The sequence below is a fragment of the Streptomyces spiralis genome (assembly GCF_014654675.1).
Classification (GTDB): Bacteria; Actinomycetota; Actinomycetes; order Streptomycetales; family Streptomycetaceae; genus Streptomyces; species Streptomyces spiralis.
Map to the genome: position 1 here is coordinate 1 of NZ_BNBC01000008.1, position 15,233 is coordinate 15,233.

Genomic DNA, 15,233 nt, shown 5'->3' on the forward strand with positions numbered 1-15,233 from the left:
TGCTGCCCGCGGTGCCGCCGGCGTTGGTGACCAGGTTGGGCAGCGAGTCGGGCTCGATGACGGTGGCGATCCGCAGGTTCGCGTACTTCGCGTCCGACAGGATCGACGCGATCGGGTCGATGTAGTCGGTCTTGTACTTGTCGATATCGGTGGGTCCGAGCTCGCCGTTGGAGGCGAGGGCCGAGCAGTCGCGTCCGGGCAGGTCGTAGATCACCAGCGTGATCAGGTTGGCGCCCTGCGACACCGCCTTGTCGAGGTGGTCGCGCAGGCCCATGCCGCCGTTGACGCCGTTGATCGCGGCGATGCGGTCGAGCCAGACCGCCGTCGGCGTGTTGGCGACCGCGCTGCCTCCGGGCTCCGCCGCAGCGTGCGCGGACCACTCCGGGTTCACGTACCCCTTGGCGCCCACGTACGGGTTGTCGACCCGGGTGGCGGCAGAGGCGGACTGCGGCGCGAGCGCCACGGCCAGCGCCGAGCCGAGGGCGAGGGCCGAGAGCACCGAGAGACTGCGGTTGAGCCGCGATCTGGAGGGGCGTTGGAGCTTCTTCACCGATGGCTTCCTTCCGTGGAGTTTCTGACGCGTGGTGGGGCCTTGCGTGACACCGCGCGCCGGTGGAGCCGCGACACACCGCGCCGTGTGCGGGCTGGTCGCCGGGCGCCGCTGGTGTGCCCGGCAACGGGGGAGGGGGAGCATGGGCAGGTGACGTCCTGCCCCTGTGCGGGAATCGGCTGTGGGAGGTCCGTCCCTCGGGTGCGGGAGCGGGAGGACCTCGCGCACCCGAGAGGTCTGTCGGATTCGGCCGCCGGCGGCGCTGGTGCCGCCTGCGTGCACCGTCGCCGTGGTGGTGCCGGCGGGATCGATGGGGTGGCCGTGGTCGCCGGTCTCATGTCGCTCGGGGCCGCGATCTGCCGGCCGCCGGTGTGCCAGTACCTCCTGTCCGCTGAAGTGCCCCGTGCTCACTGACGATGCGCTCCTCGAAGACCCCGTGTTGCGCGCCCCTGCAACCGGTGCCCTTCGAGTGCGGTGGTACCTGCGCCGGGAGCGCCGCCCTGTCCGGACGTTCCGGACGGATCCCCCCACCGGCTGCCGCAAGCGGCAACTCCCGTGGAGGGAAACCCCGTTGGTGTGGGAGCGCTCCCAATGCGCTGAGGAAAATAACAAGCCCTGACACCGGTGGGAAGAGGGTTGACGGAAACATGGCGTAACAGCGTGTTCACGCAACATTTCGACGCCCGGGGCGGTCGGCCCCGGGCGCACCGCGTGAACAGGCCCTGTGACATGGGCTGTTGGGCCCTCGGCACCCGTCGCGAGCGGCGGCTGCCGGACCGGTTTGCGGGTGGACGCGGGGCCTTCGTGCTCAGGTGGATTCGCGCAGCACCAGATCCGTGGACAGCACCACGTGGCGCCGGACGGTGGTACGGGACTCGATCTCCTCCAGCAGCACCCGCGCCATGGTGCGGCCCATCTCCTCCGTCGGCTGTCTGACGCTCGACAGCGGTGGGTCCGAGTGCCGGGCGACCGTCGAGTCGTCGAAGCCGACCAGCGCCACGTCATCGGGCACGCGCCGCCCCGTCTGGCGCAGGACGTGCAGGGCGCCGCCGGCCATGACGTCGGAGGCCGCGAAGACGGCGTCGATGCCGGGGTGCCGCTCCAGCAGCTCCCGCATGGCGGCGCGGCCGCCCTCCTCCGTGAAGTCGCCGTGGGCGACGAGTGACACGTCCACGCCGTGGCCCGCGGCGTCCATCGCCTGGGTGTAGCCGTCCAGGCGGCAGCGGGCGGCGTACATGTCCAGCGGCCCGGTGATGGTGGCGACGGTCCGGCGTCCCCGCCCGAGCAGGTGCTCCGTCGCGGACCGCGCGCCGCCGACGTTGTCGGCGTCGACGTACGACATCCGCTCCCGTTCCGACCGCCGCCCGCTCAGCACCGTCGGCACCCCCAGCCGTTCCAGCAGATCGGGCAGCGGAGCGCCCTCGTGCACCGACACCAGCAGCACACCGTCGACCCTGCCGGCCTCCAGGTGCTGGGCCAGCCGCCGCCGCTCCTGGGGGGTGCGGATGAGCATGAGCAGCAACTGCATGTCCGTGTCGGCCAGTTCCGCGCTCACTCCGCGCAGCACGTCCAGGAAGAACGGCTCGGCGCTGAGCCGGGTCTCGGGCTCGGGGATGACCAGGGCGATCGCGTCCGTGCGGTCCGCGGCGAGCGCCCGTGCGGCACGGTTGGGTATGTACCCCAGCTCCGCGATCGCCTCCTCCACGGCCGCCCGAGCCTGGGGACTCACATGGGGGGCACCGTTGATCACACGCGAGACCGTGCCCCGCCCGACGCCGGCCCGTTCGGCGACCATCTCCAGCGTCGGCCGGCCGCCGCGCCGTCCTCCCGCACTCATCCGCGCCCATCCTCACCGGGGTTGACGAATCGTCAGTCGAAACGATTCGCAGCGTTCGTTCCCTTGACATCCCACCCGGGAACGGTGGACCGTCATTATGCCTACTGGGAGCGCTCCCATGGGAGCGCTCCCAAAGCTCGTCCACCGACCGCGCCGACGGGACCGAGCGCTTCACTTGGCGGAGGACCGATCGAGTCGGTGGACCGAGAACGCCGCATAACGGAGGGGGGCATGGGTTCATGCGCCTCGAAGGGGGCGGATCGCAGCGGAGCCACAGGCCGTGGACGTGCCGTCCCGGTCGACCACGACGGGCGGGAGGTGACCGGCCGAGGAGAGCGAACAGCTGAGGATGTCGGGGGCGGGTGCGGCGTGCCTCGTCGTTGATGATCCCGCGGCTGCTTCTGTGTCGGCCCAGATCGCCGGCAGGGTGAGACCCTCAGCACTGGGCGTACCGGGATCGGCGGTGTAGGTGGTGATGGAGACGTGCGGGTCGCCGGGCAGCGCGAAGTCGTCGTACGCGAGGTCCATCCTGCCGACGGCCGGGTGATGGACGACCTTGCGCCCGCGGGAGTGGCGGCGCACACGGTTCAGAACCAGGCCGAAGCCATGGTCCGGATCCTCGAGGAACAGCCCATCGGTCGATTGGGGAGGGCGGACGAGGTCGCAGCAGCCGTCCTGTGGCTGTGCAGCCTTGGCGCCGGCTTCGTCACCGCCACGGCTCTCCCCGTCGACGGTGGCTTCACCGCCCACTGATGTCGCCCGGCACCCTCGCATGTTCGATTTATCGTTCGATAATCTGGAGGGTGTGCGGGAGGTGACCGGGATGAGCGCGGCGGCAGCATCGGGACGAGGCCAGCCGACGGTGATGCATGTGCGCTGCCCGGACCACCTTCCCGAAGAGCTCTACCGGCAGGTCCTGGAACAGCTGGCGGACCTGTCCCCGGTGGTGCGGGCGCTGCCGCCGGCGGCGGCACTGGTGGAACTGAAGGGTGCGCTTCGCTACCACGGCACGGACGCCCGCGGGCTGGGCGAGATCCTGCGGATCCGCACCGTCTCCCGGCTCGGGATGGACGTCCGCGTCGGCATCGGCCCCTCGATCACCGTGGCGGCCACCGCGTCCGCTCGGACACCGGAGCCCGGCGGCGTCCTGGCCGTCGCCGCCGACCAGGTCACCGACTGGCTGGCGCCCCTGCCCGTGGACGCCCTGCACGGCATCGGCCCCCGCCAGGCCGAGGCCCTGCACGACTACGGCATCCACACCGTCGGCCTGCTCGCCGCGGTACCCCCGGCCCTCGTGCAGCGCCTGCTCGGCGGCCGGGCCGGCCGGGAGGCCGCGGACCGGTCCCGAGGCATCGACCCCCGCCCCGTCGTCCCCCAGGCCCCGCCCGCTGCCGCCGCGGTCCGCCGCACCTTCCCCCAGCACACCCTCGACGGCGCCGAGGTCCGCGCCGCCCTGCTCGGCCTGGTCGTACGGCTGGGCGTGCTGCTGCGCAGGCGCGACCAGGCCGCCCGCGCCCTGACCCTGGCCCTGAGGTTCGCCGACGGCACCTCCTGGGAGAAGACCCGCCGCCTCACGGAGCCGTCCGCACACGACGACGACCTGCGCACGGCGGCCTACCGGCTGATGGACGCGGCCGGCCTGCAGCGCGGACGCCTGACCGGCATCGCCCTCAAGGCCGAGGACCTCGCCGACGCCGGCCAGGTCGCCCGGCAGATCAGCCTCGACCATGCCCGCGAGGCACGCCTGGCAGCCGAGGAGACCATGGACCGCATCCGCGACAGGTTCGGCCCCGGCGCGATCGGTCCGGCCGCCGTGTTCCGCCGGGTCTCATGAGGCGCCGGACCGGCCGGGGGCGTAGGGGGTGAAGTGCGCGGGGGCGTGGTCGATGGGCGGCACGTCGGAGCGCCAGGCCGTGAGGATCTGGGCACTGCACACGAACAGCCCGTGCGGCAGCGCGTCCAGGGGCCACCACCGCCAGCCGCCCACCTTCTCGTCCGGCTGGTCGGAGGGCTCGCCCTGCCACGCCGAGACAACGGCGCCGACGGTGACGCGTACGACGTCCTCGACATGGTCGACGAGTGTGCCGAGCAGAGTCACGTCCTCGGGCCGTGCCATGAGCCCGGTCTCCTCCGCGAGTTCGCGTACGACGGTCTCCTCCAGGGACTCCCCGGGTTCGACGGTGCCGCCGGGCAGCTCCCAGGTGCCGTGCCGGTGCCGTCCCAGCAGCAGGCCGTGCTCGCCGAACACGATGGCGCCGACACCGATCGCGGCGTGCGGTGTGGGTGGGCGCCGACTCCGCGGGCGGCTGGTCACGTGCGACGGGCCGGTGCGGGGGCGGCGCCGGGCCTGGACGAGCTGGACGACCACGGGATCGCCGTCGTCAGGCGCGGTGAGCAGTTCGATCGCCTCCACCCGGAAACCGTGGTCGGACAGGAGATCCGCCCAGAGCCGCGGAGTGAGCACCCACATCCGGGTGGGGATGGGTTCCTCGTCGCGCAGCCGGATCAACTGCCGGCGTGGTGCCACCTCGCCGTACGGTCCCCGGCCCTCGGCGTCGGTGTGCAGGGCGGAGAAGACGAGGGGCGCACCGTCGGCCAGGTTGTCCCGCAGCGCCGGCAGCAGGTGGTGCGGATCGACGCAGCCGAAGGTACGGAGGCCGTAGGCGGCCTCGTACGGCTTCGCGCGGCGCAGGTGCTCTGCCGCGTCCCCGCACAGGAAGCGGACTCCTGGCTCCGTTCCGTGCTCGTTCAGCGCCCGCTGGTGCTGGGTGGGGGACAGGTCGACGCCGTCCACGCGGGCGCCGTACTCGCGGGCCAGGTGGACGGCGTGCACCCCGGGACCGGATCCGATGTCGAGGATCCGCTTGCCGCGGATGTCTCCGAGCACCTCGGCTCCCGGGCCCACGCCGGGCCAGAATCCCCAGTCGATGCGATCGGGTACGGGGGGCGAGTACCCGCGGTCCAGCTGTCGCCGGCCGTAGACGGTCCAGCTCTGTTCACCGTCGGGGTGTGCCGTCACGCTGCCGTCGCCTGCCATGGGGCACCGCCTCTCCGGAGGACGTGCGGAACGCGTCCGCCGGCCGATCCGCGATGCTCCCACGGATACCACCCGGCGTCACCAGGGCCGGTGCGATGCCACGCGACCGCACGGCTGAAACCGTCGCGGCACACGCTCCTCGGTGACCGCCCCGGCATCAGGAGGGTTCAGGCGGGTAGGTGAGACGGCCGTCCTGGACGCGCGCGCGTTTGTCCAGTGCGGCGGGCTTCGTCGTGGTGGGCGACATGATGTTCACGACCTCGGCGCCCGCGACGATCAGCGCGTCGGTGATCAGCCTGCGGTGGCAGCGCCAGGGCACCGCCTCGCTGCACATGATCGCGGGCCGTTCGTGTCCGGCCAGTTCGAGCAGTTCGTTCAGGCCCTCGGCGAATTCGTCGGTGGCCATGTAGTCGGCGTAGTCGCGGAAGGCCTTGACCCGCCATGCGCCGTTCTCACTCGGTACGCCCTTGGGGGTGTGGCGCCGGCCGCCCAGTTTCGGGATCCACCGGTAGGCGATGTCGGGCGGCAGCGCGTCGATGATCGCCGGCTGGTTCCACTGCGGGAACTTGCGCGAAGAGGGGTACGAACGCACATCGACGAGGCAGGTGATCCCGTTGTTCCGCAGCATCTCCAGCATGTCGCCGAAGTCCCGAGTCGAATGCCCCACCGTACAGATGCGGTTCGTCATCCTCCTTATGCTCGTCCGGTTCTCCCCGGTCGGCACGATCGGCCGGCCAACCCGGCCAACCCGGCCAACCCGGCCAACCCGGCCAACCCTGCCACCCGGCCACCCCGGCCGCCCCGGCCGGACCCGCCTCGCCCGGCGGTCGGCGGTCCGGTGGTCCCACCGGCCCAGCCGGGCCGGACGAGGTCGCGGGGATGGGGCACATTGGAGACATGCGGTACCTCACCCGTGTGCGGGAGCTGTGGCGCTCCAGCCATGCGCTGGTGGCGATTCCCGTCGGGCTGGTCGTAGTGATCACCGTGGTGGACATCCACTCGCCGGAGACCATCCACCTCGGACCGTTGCTCGTCGTGGCCCCCGCCATCACCGCCTCGTTCGGCGGTCCCCGGACGACCGGACTGATCGGGGCACTCGCGGTGGGGGCCCAGGTCCTCATCGCCGTGCTCCACGGCGGTCTGGCCACCGCGAATCACATCGCGCAGATCGTCGCCCTGGCGATCCTGTCGATCTTCATCGTCTTCGTCTGCTTCGTCCGTGACCGGCGCAAGGAGGAGCTGGCCCAGGTGCGGTCGGTCTCCGAAGCCGCGCAGCGGGCGCTGCTGCGCCCGCTGCCGCACCGTCTCGGCCCCCTGCACCTCGCGTGTTCGTACCTGGCCGCCGAGCGGGAGGCCCGCATCGGCGGTGATCTGTACGCGGTGACCCATGCCGACCACCGCGCGCGCCTGATCATCGCGGATGTCAGGGGCAAGGGGCTGGGCGCGATCGGCCAGGCGGCCATGCTGCTGGGCGCGTTCCAGGAGGCCTCCCACCATCACCCCACGCTGCCGGCGCTCGCCGAGGCGCTGGACGGCAGTGTCCGCCGGTACCACGCCCAGTTCCCCGAGGCGGACGAGGAGGCCCTGGAGCACTTCGTCACCGCGCTGCTGCTGGAGATCCCCGACCACGGCCCGATGGCCCGGATGATCGACTGCGGTCACCCGCCGCCGCTCCTGATCCACAGAGGCCAGGTGACGGAGGTCGTCAGCCCCCACCCGGCACCCCCGCTGGGCCTGCACGCGCTGCGGCCGGAGGCCTACGTCTCGTACCCGTTCACGTTCCAGGCCGGCGACACACTCCTCCTGTACACCGACGGCGTGCTGGAGGCGCGCGACCCCAACCGGGACTTCTATCCGCTCCAGGAACGCGTCGGACTGTGGACGAGAAGCAGTCCCGAGGCCCTTGTCCAGCGCATCCGACGTGATCTGCTGACCCATTGCTCCGGAGCGCTCGGCGACGACGCGGCGATCGTGGCTCTCAGGCATGCGCACGAACCGCGCACCGCCGTATGAGGGCCTCGGCGATCACCGGCCCTCCGGCCCGGTCCTGTCGACGGGGAGGGTGCACCACGTGGTCTTCCGGCCGGGGCCGTCCCGGCGCGCGCCCCAGGCCGACGCGATCGCCTGGACCAGGTGCATCCCACGACCCTGCTCCTCCTCGAGGCCGGCGCGCCGGACGACGGGCCGCGCCGAGGCGCCGTCCGTCACCTCCACCAGCAGGCGGTCACCGATCTGCATCAGGTTCAGCGTGATCCACGCCTCGGGCGCGTGCCTGATCGCGTTGCCGACCAGCTCGCTGACGATCAGCCGGCCGTCGTCGACGGTCTCGGACGGGCAGCCCCACGAGGCCAGGGCCGCGCCCACCGCCGTACGCACCCGGCCCAGCTCGGCCGCCACCGGCCGGAGGTGGAGATGCACGTGCCGGCCGATGCCCAGGTCGCAGTCGGCACACACGGAGGGCGGACGGCCGGCCGCCGGGGCGCCGGAGGCGTACGGCGCGCGCTCCGGCTGCCGGGGCACCTCGGTGTCGTGCGACTCCGGCCGCTCGCGGTCGTCGGGGGCGTGCGGCGCGTCCTCCGGCTGCCGGGGGGCCCGCGTGTCGCGTGGCTCCGTACAGGCGCGTGCCGTGCGGCGGCGCGGGTCGTGAACGTCTGTGATCGCGGACATCGGTACCCTCCCGAGGGTCCTTCACCGGAGGTGGCCGGCAGGGGTGCGTCAGCCGATCGGGATGCCGGGGTTGGTCAGCCCGTCGCCGCCCTTCACGGTGTTGTCGGTGGTGATCGTCACCGGGCAGGACGCGGGGTCGTAGTTCGTGATGTCGAAGGCGTAGCGGTCGCTGCCGGTCGCGCCGGTGAGGTCGGAATCGTTGCCGCGGAACACCGTGCGGCAGCCCCAGCCGGGCTGCTGGCTGTGCGTCTGGTAGCCGTCCTTGGTGGTGGCGGTTCCGGTGTTGTGCTCGATGACGTAGTCGTTGCCCTTGACGTCGACCCAGGAGTCGTCGTAGTTACGGCCCGTCAGGCCGTCGCCGTAGAAGGTGTTGCCCGAGACCAGGCCCGCGCTGGTGCCTTCCTTGAGGTCGATGTTCTCGCCGCCGATGCGCGGGCCGATGACGTTGTCCAGGATCTGCACATGGTCGCTGCGGTCGGTGAGGGTGTTGGCGGTGCCGACGTAGACGCCCTCGCCCTTGCCGTCCCCGGCCGTGCCGGTGTCGTGGATCGTGGAGTTCCGCAGGATCCCGTAGCTGCTGGAGGAGCGGAAGTGCACCCCTTCCATCGTGAGGTGGTGGACCGTGACGGAGTCGATCACGACGTGGTCGGAGGAGTCGACCACGATGCCCTTCTGACCGCCCGTCAGCGTCATGCCCTGGACGGTCCAGTAGCTCGCCTGGTCCAGGTGCAGGACGTAGCCGCCGCCGGTCGGGGGCACCAGGACGGCACCGGGCGAGCCGACGAGGGTGATCCGGCGGTCGGCGGCGCCGGACACGGTGGCGTCGAAGTTGCCCGAGTAGGTGCCGTCGGCGAGCTGGATGGTCCGGCCGGGTACGGCCGAGGCGAGCGCCGCCTTCAGCTCCTTGCCGTTGGTCACCCGGACGGTGTCGCCGGAGCCCGGAGGCGGAGTCGTGGCCGGAGTCGTCGTCGGAGGCGGTGGGGTCGTGGGCGGTGCGGTGGTCGTCGGCGGTGGGGTCGTGGGCGGTGCGGTGGTCGTCGGCGGTGGGGTCGTGGGCACGGTGGTGGGGGAGGCCGTGGGGGACGGTGACGGCGACGCTGTCGCGGAGGCCGTCGGTGACGCCGTGCCCGGCGCCGTCTCGGCCAGTGACACGTCGTCCGCCGTGATCACTCCGGTGCCGTACCAGCCGCTCACCGTGACGGTCACCTGAGTGGTGCCGGGCCCGGCGGTGAAGGGGGTGGTCAGCTGCGTCCAGTCCGCCGATGCGGTCCAGTTCGCGGCGTCCACCCCGGTGCCGGTCGCGGCGAGCCGGACGTAACCGCCCTTCACCCAGGCCCGCAGCACGTACGACGCTCCCGGCCGGACCTGGACCGTCTGGGCGCAGGGCGCGATGTCCTGACCGGTGGGGGCGGAGGCGAGGGCGTATCCGCCGGAGTGCGGCGCGCCGCCGTCGGCGTGCGAATCCCCCGGGCAGGACCAACCGCTGAGGTCCCCGGTCTCGAACCCGCCGTTCGCGATGGGCTCGGCGGCGTTCGCGGCGGTTCCCGGGAGCACGAGGAACGCCGCGCCGGCGGTGAGGGCGAGGACGGCTCCCGCGCTCACGGCGCGGCGCCGGGGGTGCCGTAGCGGGGCGGGGCCCTTGGTGCGTGTCACGGCAGGACTCCTGAGAGAGGCGGTGGGCGGGGCTCGGTTCCGTGCGAGCGGTGGGGACAGCGGGGACTGCGGGAGCGGAGTTCCCAATCTGGACTAGACCAATGGTCGCGTCAAGGCTTCGCGCACACGGCGGAACGGTCGGATCCGGGCATCGGGCGGCCGACGCGAACACCGTGCGAGAGAGGCGCGGTTGGCCCTGCCTGCGCTCGTCGAAACGCTTTCGACGCGTCTCTTGACGCCGACAATTGGTCTGGACCAAGCTGAGGTGCGCGTTTGATCACCCGTTTGTTCACCCCACACACCGGCGCGGTCCCGCCGCGCCGCCCCGCCGCCGAGGAGGACTCGCCCATGAGGCGTGTCACCCACGCACGCGCAGATCCGGTCCGTCTGGCCGGAGCTGACGTCCGGTCAGGCCTGGGCGAAGGTCGGCGTCACCCCGATGCTGGGCCAGAACGACAACGCCTCCGAGGTGTTCGGCCTGTCCGACGCCCAGCAGCTGATCTCCTTCGCGCAGCAGAACCACCTCGGCGAGCCGGCGTTCTGGGAGATGACCCGCGACGCCAACGCCTGCACCGGCGGCCTGTCGAAGTGCACCGACATCACGCAGACGCCGTACCAGTTCTCCAAGATGTTCGCCGCCTTCACCGGCTGACCCGACCGCGCGGGGAACGCCCGCGGAAGGCGCGCCGGTAACCCGTGGGAGTGGTGCCCGCGTCCCGGGCCAGGTGGAGACGGAGGTTGGTGGCCGTGTCCAGGCCGCACAGCCGGGCGATGTCCTCGACGGGGAGGTCCGTGGTCTCCAGCAGGCTCCGGGCCTTGTGGAGGCGTTGCGCGGTGAGCCAGCGCAGCGGCGTGGTGCCGGTCTCGTCGGTGAAGCGCCGGGCGAAGGTACGGGGCGAGACGGCGGCCCGCCGCGCAAGGTCGGCCACCGTCAGCGGCTCGTGCAGGCGCTCGAGCGCCCAGTCGCACACCGGTGCCATGCCCGTGCCCGGCGCGGGCATGGCGCGGTGCAGATACTGGGCCTGCCCGCCCTCCCGGTGCGCGGGCACGACGAGACGGCGGGCCAGCCCGGCCGCGGCCTCGGCGCCGTGGTCCTCGCGCACCAGGTGAAGGCACAGGTCGATCCCGGCGGTGAAACCGGCGCTGGTGAGCACGGGAGCCTGGTCGGTGTAGAGCACGTCGGCGTCGACGTCCACCTCCGGGTGGCGGCGGGCCAGTTCGTCCGCGTCCATCCAGTGCGTGGTGGCCCGCCGCCCGTCCAGCAGCCCGGCGGCCGCGAGCGTGAACGCCCCTGTGCACACCGACACGGTCCGCGCACCGCGGGCCGCGGCGGCGCGCAGGGCGTCGGTGACCTCCCGCGGCGGCCGGGTCAGCGGCAGATAGCCGGGTACGACCACCGTGTCCGCCTCGGCGAGCGCCTCCAGGCCGTGGGGTGCGACGAGGTCGAAGCCGGTCGTCGTCGCCACCGGGCCCGGGACGGGGGCGCAGAGCGTGAACCGGTAGCCGTCCGGTGCCCCCGGACCGCCGAAGATCTGCGCGGGTATGGCCAGGTCGAAGGCGACCACCCGGGGAAGGGCGAGAGCCACCACATGATGGACCGCACGATGCATGGCAGCAATCTTACGTAAGTCGGCATTGCTGCCACTGGTCGCGTCCGTCCGGCCGGGCGAGAGTGGAGCCGCCCCCGCAGGGGCCTTGACCGTTTCCGTCCCTCGCACAGGAGCCGTCCCATGCGTTTCCTCGATGCCGCACACCACACCGCCGACCGCCCCTGGGGCGCCCTGGACCTGGTGGAACTCGACCAGGCGACCGTGCGCCTGCACTGGACCGACCGGCCCTACGTCTGGCACGTCAACGACGGGCCGGAGATCTTCGTGGTCCTCGACGGCGCCGTCGACATGCACTACCGCAAGGACGGGGCGGAGCACGTCGAACGGCTCGTGCCCGGGCGCGTCTGCTGCGTCGAGCCGGGCGACGCACACGTGGCCCATCCCGTCCCCGAGGCCCGGATCCTGGTCGTGGAACGCAAGGACAGCAAGTGACCGGACGCGCCTACTGGGGAGTGTTCGAGCGGCAGGTGTCCGGGAGCGGAAGACCGTGGCCGCGAGCGGCCACATCCAGGTGCCGACGGCGTGCGCGGAGGTGCCGGCAGGCGGTGGCCAGGGCCGTCGCGCCGATCACGGCGGCGAACAGGGCCACGGCCGCGGAGAGCGAGACCGCTCGGGCGATCAGCCCCACGCCGATCGACGTCACCGCGACCCCGGTGTAGACGCAGGTGTAGAAGGCGGCGGTCACCTCGCCGCGCCGGTCCCCGGGCACGCATCGGTTCAGCTCGCCCTGGGCGCCGAGGAAACCCGCGCCGTGGCCGCAGCCGGCCAGCACCGCACCCACCAGGACCAGCGCCAGTGAGTGCGCCGGGAAGGCCGCGACCAGGGCGAGCAGCCCCGCCGCCAGCAGGATCAGCCCGCCGGCCTGGGACGTCGCCGGCCGTATGCCGGACCGGGAGGCGAGCTGCGCCGCGCAGGAGGCCGCCAGCATCACCGCGGTGATCGCACCGAGCAGTGCGAGGTCGTGCGTGCCCAGCAGCGAGCCCACGTAGGAGGGCACCACGGACAGGAAGAGCGCGGCGACCGCCCACACCACGGCCGCGGTCAGTGCCACCCGGGCGAAGGAACCGCGGATGGCCCGGGGCACACCAGGGCGCTGGATCCGCCGGCGGCTCCGCCTGCCGCGCGCCGGTTCCGTGACGCGGTCCCGCGTGCCGCGCGCCGGTTCCGGGATCGCCAGCACGCCCAGCGCGATCGCCACCGTCGCGGTCAGCCCGACCAGAAAGCACAGTGTGCGCGGGGCCGGCGCCCACTGCGCCAGCATCCCGGCGGCCAGCGGCCCGGCCGCGCAGCCGCCGGTCTGGGCGAGCGTGGCCAGCAGCGCCGCACGCCGTGCGTCGTGCCGGGGCTCCAGTTCCACCAGGCCGGCGTTGGCCCCGCCGCTGACCATGCCGAGCGCCAGGCCCTGCATCGCGCGCGCCGCGAACAGCCACGCGGTGCCCTCGGCGGCGGCGAACAGCGCCGCGGCGACCGCTGCCGCGCCCAGGCCGGCGACGATCACCCGCCGGCGGCCCAGCCGGTCGGACAGCCGGCCGAAGACCAGCAGGGTCGGGACGAGCACCACCGCGTAGGTGGCGAAGACCAGCGTCAGCACCTCGGCGGAGAAGCCGAACCGCTGCTGGTAGACCGCGTACAGCGGGGTGGGCAGATTGGCCCCGGCCAGCAGCAGGAACAACGCCGTGGCCACGGTCAGGAAAGGCCCCTGCGAACGGCCCGGCTCCTCCGGTACGGACACGGCGGCGTGTCCGTCCTGGTCAGGGGCTCGTGTGCGTTGATGCTCCGTGACGTACCGCATGCGCACACCGTAGGGCCGCCGCGTTTCGGCCCCCGCCGAACTGTTCCCTGTGCGGGGGACTCAGCGTCGCCGGGACATGTAGAGGCCGAGGGCCCTGTGCAGGACCCTGTTGAGCGGGTAGTCCCACTCGCCGAGGTACTCGACGGCCTCGCCTCCGGTGCCGACCTTGAACCGGAGCAGTCCCAGGAGGTGGTTGTCCTCGTCCAGGGTGTCGGTGATGCCGCGGAAGTCGTAGACCTTCGCCCCGAGTTCGTGGGCGTCGGACATCATCCGCCACTGGATCGCGTTGTTCGGCTGGACGTCGCGGCGGCGGCCGGTCGAGGCGCCGTAGGAGTACCAGACGTGTTCCCCGACGGTCAGCATGGTGGCGGCGGCGAGGACATCCCCCTCGTGGTGGGCGAGGTAGAGACGCATGCGGTCGGGGTCCTCGGCTCGCAGCGCGGTCCACATGCGCTGGAAGTAGCCCAGCGGGCGCGGGACGAACCGGTCCCGCTCGGCCGTCTCGACATACAGGGCGTGGAAGGCGGGCAGGTCCTCGTAGCCGCCCTGGACGACCTTGACGCCGGCCTTCTCCGCCTTCTTGATGTTGCGGCGCCACTGCTGGTTGAGGCCCTGGTGGATATCCTCCAGCGACCGCCCGGCGAACGGGACCTGGAAGACGTGGCGCGGCTGGCCCGCGGCGAAGCCGTCCTCGGCGCCGGGCTCGTTCTGCCGCCAGCCCGTCCGGCGCAGCCGTTCGGCGATGTCGAAGGCCCGCGGCTCCCGCGTGGTGGCCTCCACGTCCCGGAGCCGGCGGGCCCCGGGGGCTGCGATCGCGGCCTTGACCACCTCGGCACTCCAGCGGCGGGTCACCACGGGCGGCCCCATCCTCACCGAGAACGCGCCCAGCCCCTTGAGGTGACTCAGCATCGGCTCCAGCCACCCCTCCAGATCCGGCGCGGACCAGTCGATGACGGGTCCCTCCGGCAGATAGGCGAGGTACCGCTTCAGCTTCGGCAACGGCCGCAGCAGCGCCAGCCCCACCCCGACGAGACGGCCGTCCTCGCCGAACCAGCCCAGGCTCTCCGCCCGCCAGTCCGGCTTCACATCGCCCCATGAGGGAACCTGCATATGACTCACCGACGGCTGCGCCGCGACGAAGGCCAGATGCTCCTCGCGGGTGATCGCCTTCAGGCGAGGGCTCATGCGCCTGCTCCTTTGCTCGCCTGCTCCCCAGGGCCTTTCCCGGTGCACCAGCCTATGAGCCGTGCCGCACATTCCCGTGTCTCGCGCACACCGTGTCGGCGCACAGGAAGCACAGGTGCCGCGCGGCCGGCCGACGGCGGTGTGCGCGGGGGAAATCCGTTCGCGACGCACCATCAGGCGCTGCTAGCTTGCGGCCGTGGATCTCTTCTCGCGCTCCTGGGCGGCGCTGCGCACCGCGGTCGCCGAACTCGCCGACGAGGACTTCGCGCGGCCGTCCGGCTGTACCGGCTGGCTCGTACGGGACCTGGTGTGCCATCTGGTCATCGACGCCCAGGACGTCCTGATCACCCTCGTCACCCCCGCCGAGACGGAGCCGACGAGGGACGCGGTGACCTACTGGAACCTCGTCGAGGCCCCGACCGGCGACGACCCGCTCGACGCGCTGATCGTCCGCCTGGCCGCCGCGTACGAGGAGCCGTGGCTGCTCAAGTTCCACCTCGACGACGTCGGTTCGGCCGCCGGACGCGCCGCCGGACTCGCCGATCCAGCGCTCCGGGTGTCGACCCAGGACCAGGTGCTCACCGCCGGCGACTACCTCGGCGCGTACGTCCTGGAATGGACGCTGCACCACCTCGACCTGATCGCGCACCTTCCGGACGCGGCGCCACCGCCCGCCGAGGGGCTCGCCCGGTCGCGCGAGCTGCTGGAGAGGATCGCGGGTGCCGTGTTCCCCGCGTCTTTCTCTGACACGGACGTGCTGCTGATCGGCACCGGACGGCGCAGCCCCGGCGCGGCGGAGAAGGCCGAACTGGGCGAACTGGCCGCGAGGCTGCCGCTCGTCCTCGGCTGATCCGGCCGTGAGGCTCTCGCCGGTCCTCGGCTGATCGGCCGACGGATGAACG

Annotated in this window: 15 protein-coding genes and 2 pseudogenes; 6 read left to right on the plus strand and 11 right to left on the minus strand. The window is 72.5% G+C overall.

All coding sequences use genetic code 11. From position 1 onward, the window contains the following. The 3 genes from IE318_RS10790 to IE318_RS10800 all read right to left on the minus strand — a co-directional run. A partial coding sequence (locus IE318_RS10790) for a glycoside hydrolase family 6 protein (protein WP_308438563.1) occupies window positions 1–550 on the minus strand: 550 nt, incomplete at its 3' end. 808 nt (window positions 551–1,358) lie between these two features. Beyond that, entirely contained in the window at window positions 1,359–2,387 is a 1,029-nt protein-coding gene (locus tag IE318_RS10795) for a LacI family DNA-binding transcriptional regulator (RefSeq protein WP_189899048.1), read from the minus strand. A gap of 237 nt (window positions 2,388–2,624) precedes the next feature. Beyond that, window positions 2,625–2,915, minus strand: coding sequence for a hypothetical protein (locus IE318_RS10800; RefSeq protein WP_229903438.1), 291 nt, complete (start codon window positions 2,913–2,915; stop codon window positions 2,625–2,627). Between the two features lie 99 nt (window positions 2,916–3,014). Between IE318_RS10800 and IE318_RS10805 the strand changes: the two are divergent. Then, window positions 3,015–3,140, plus strand: a pseudogene (locus tag IE318_RS10805) (SDR family oxidoreductase); the annotation flags it as partial. A gap of 70 nt (window positions 3,141–3,210) precedes the next feature. After that, window positions 3,211–4,221 (plus strand): DNA polymerase Y family protein, encoded by a 1,011-nt coding sequence (locus IE318_RS10810; RefSeq protein WP_189899052.1) that lies wholly within the window; start codon window positions 3,211–3,213, stop codon window positions 4,219–4,221. Here IE318_RS10810 and IE318_RS10815 read toward each other — a convergent pair. Both IE318_RS10815 and IE318_RS10820 read right to left on the minus strand, forming a co-directional pair. After that, window positions 4,216–5,424: a bifunctional class I SAM-dependent methyltransferase/NUDIX hydrolase gene (locus IE318_RS10815; RefSeq protein ID WP_189899054.1), complete on the minus strand. Its 1,209-nt coding sequence runs from the start codon at window positions 5,422–5,424 to the stop codon at window positions 4,216–4,218. The genes IE318_RS10810 and IE318_RS10815 overlap by 6 nt on opposite strands. Before the next feature lie 157 nt (window positions 5,425–5,581). After that, complete coding sequence (locus tag IE318_RS10820; RefSeq protein WP_189899057.1) at window positions 5,582–6,112, minus strand: DUF488 domain-containing protein; 531 nt, start codon at window positions 6,110–6,112, stop codon at window positions 5,582–5,584. A 209-nt stretch (window positions 6,113–6,321) separates the two neighbouring features. Here IE318_RS10820 and IE318_RS10825 point away from each other — a divergent pair, with 209 nt between their 5' ends. Continuing rightward, window positions 6,322–7,437: a PP2C family protein-serine/threonine phosphatase gene (locus tag IE318_RS10825; RefSeq protein WP_189899059.1), complete on the plus strand. Its 1,116-nt coding sequence runs from the start codon at window positions 6,322–6,324 to the stop codon at window positions 7,435–7,437. Between the two features lie 12 nt (window positions 7,438–7,449). On the opposite strand, the gene IE318_RS10830 is transcribed toward IE318_RS10825, so the two are convergent. The 3 genes and pseudogenes from IE318_RS10830 to IE318_RS44805 form a co-directional block, all read right to left on the minus strand. Further along, window positions 7,450–8,091, minus strand: a complete 642-nt coding sequence (locus IE318_RS10830; RefSeq protein WP_189899061.1) for an ATP-binding protein — start codon at window positions 8,089–8,091, stop codon at window positions 7,450–7,452. A 48-nt stretch (window positions 8,092–8,139) separates the two neighbouring features. Next, on the minus strand, window positions 8,140–9,150 hold the full coding sequence (locus IE318_RS44800) for a right-handed parallel beta-helix repeat-containing protein (RefSeq protein ID WP_373311147.1): 1,011 nt from the start codon (window positions 9,148–9,150) through the stop codon (window positions 8,140–8,142). Window positions 9,151–9,288: 138 nt separating this feature from the next. Next, a pseudogene (locus IE318_RS44805) lies at window positions 9,289–9,744 on the minus strand (carbohydrate binding domain-containing protein); the annotation flags it as partial. Between the two features lie 355 nt (window positions 9,745–10,099). On the opposite strand from IE318_RS44805, the gene IE318_RS10840 reads away from it, so the two are divergent. Continuing rightward, on the plus strand, window positions 10,100–10,396 hold the full coding sequence (locus IE318_RS10840; protein ID WP_229903439.1) for a glycoside hydrolase family 18 protein: 297 nt from the start codon (window positions 10,100–10,102) through the stop codon (window positions 10,394–10,396). Here IE318_RS10840 and IE318_RS10845 read toward each other — a convergent pair. Then, window positions 10,386–11,354 carry a GlxA family transcriptional regulator gene (locus IE318_RS10845; protein ID WP_229903440.1) on the minus strand — a complete coding sequence of 323 codons (969 nt, stop codon included), beginning with the start codon at window positions 11,352–11,354 and terminating at the stop codon, window positions 10,386–10,388. The genes IE318_RS10840 and IE318_RS10845 overlap by 11 nt on opposite strands. A 120-nt stretch (window positions 11,355–11,474) precedes the next feature. Here IE318_RS10845 and IE318_RS44810 point away from each other — a divergent pair, with 120 nt between their 5' ends. Next, window positions 11,475–11,786, plus strand: coding sequence for a hypothetical protein (locus IE318_RS44810; RefSeq protein ID WP_229903441.1), 312 nt, complete (start codon window positions 11,475–11,477; stop codon window positions 11,784–11,786). A 10-nt stretch (window positions 11,787–11,796) separates the two neighbouring features. Here the strand turns inward: IE318_RS44810 and IE318_RS10850 are convergent, their stop codons facing one another. Both IE318_RS10850 and IE318_RS10855 read right to left on the minus strand, forming a co-directional pair. Further along, window positions 11,797–13,146: an MFS transporter gene (locus IE318_RS10850; protein ID WP_189899068.1), complete on the minus strand. Its 1,350-nt coding sequence runs from the start codon at window positions 13,144–13,146 to the stop codon at window positions 11,797–11,799. A gap of 60 nt (window positions 13,147–13,206) precedes the next feature. Next, the gene (locus IE318_RS10855) at window positions 13,207–14,331 is read right to left on the minus strand and encodes a lipid II:glycine glycyltransferase FemX (protein WP_189899077.1); all 1,125 of its coding nucleotides are present in this window, start codon (window positions 14,329–14,331) and stop codon (window positions 13,207–13,209) included. Window positions 14,332–14,527: 196 nt separating this feature from the next. Here IE318_RS10855 and IE318_RS10860 point away from each other — a divergent pair, with 196 nt between their 5' ends. Next, complete coding sequence (locus IE318_RS10860; RefSeq protein WP_189899079.1) at window positions 14,528–15,181, plus strand: maleylpyruvate isomerase N-terminal domain-containing protein; 654 nt, start codon at window positions 14,528–14,530, stop codon at window positions 15,179–15,181. Window positions 15,182–15,233: the final 52 nt, after the last annotated feature.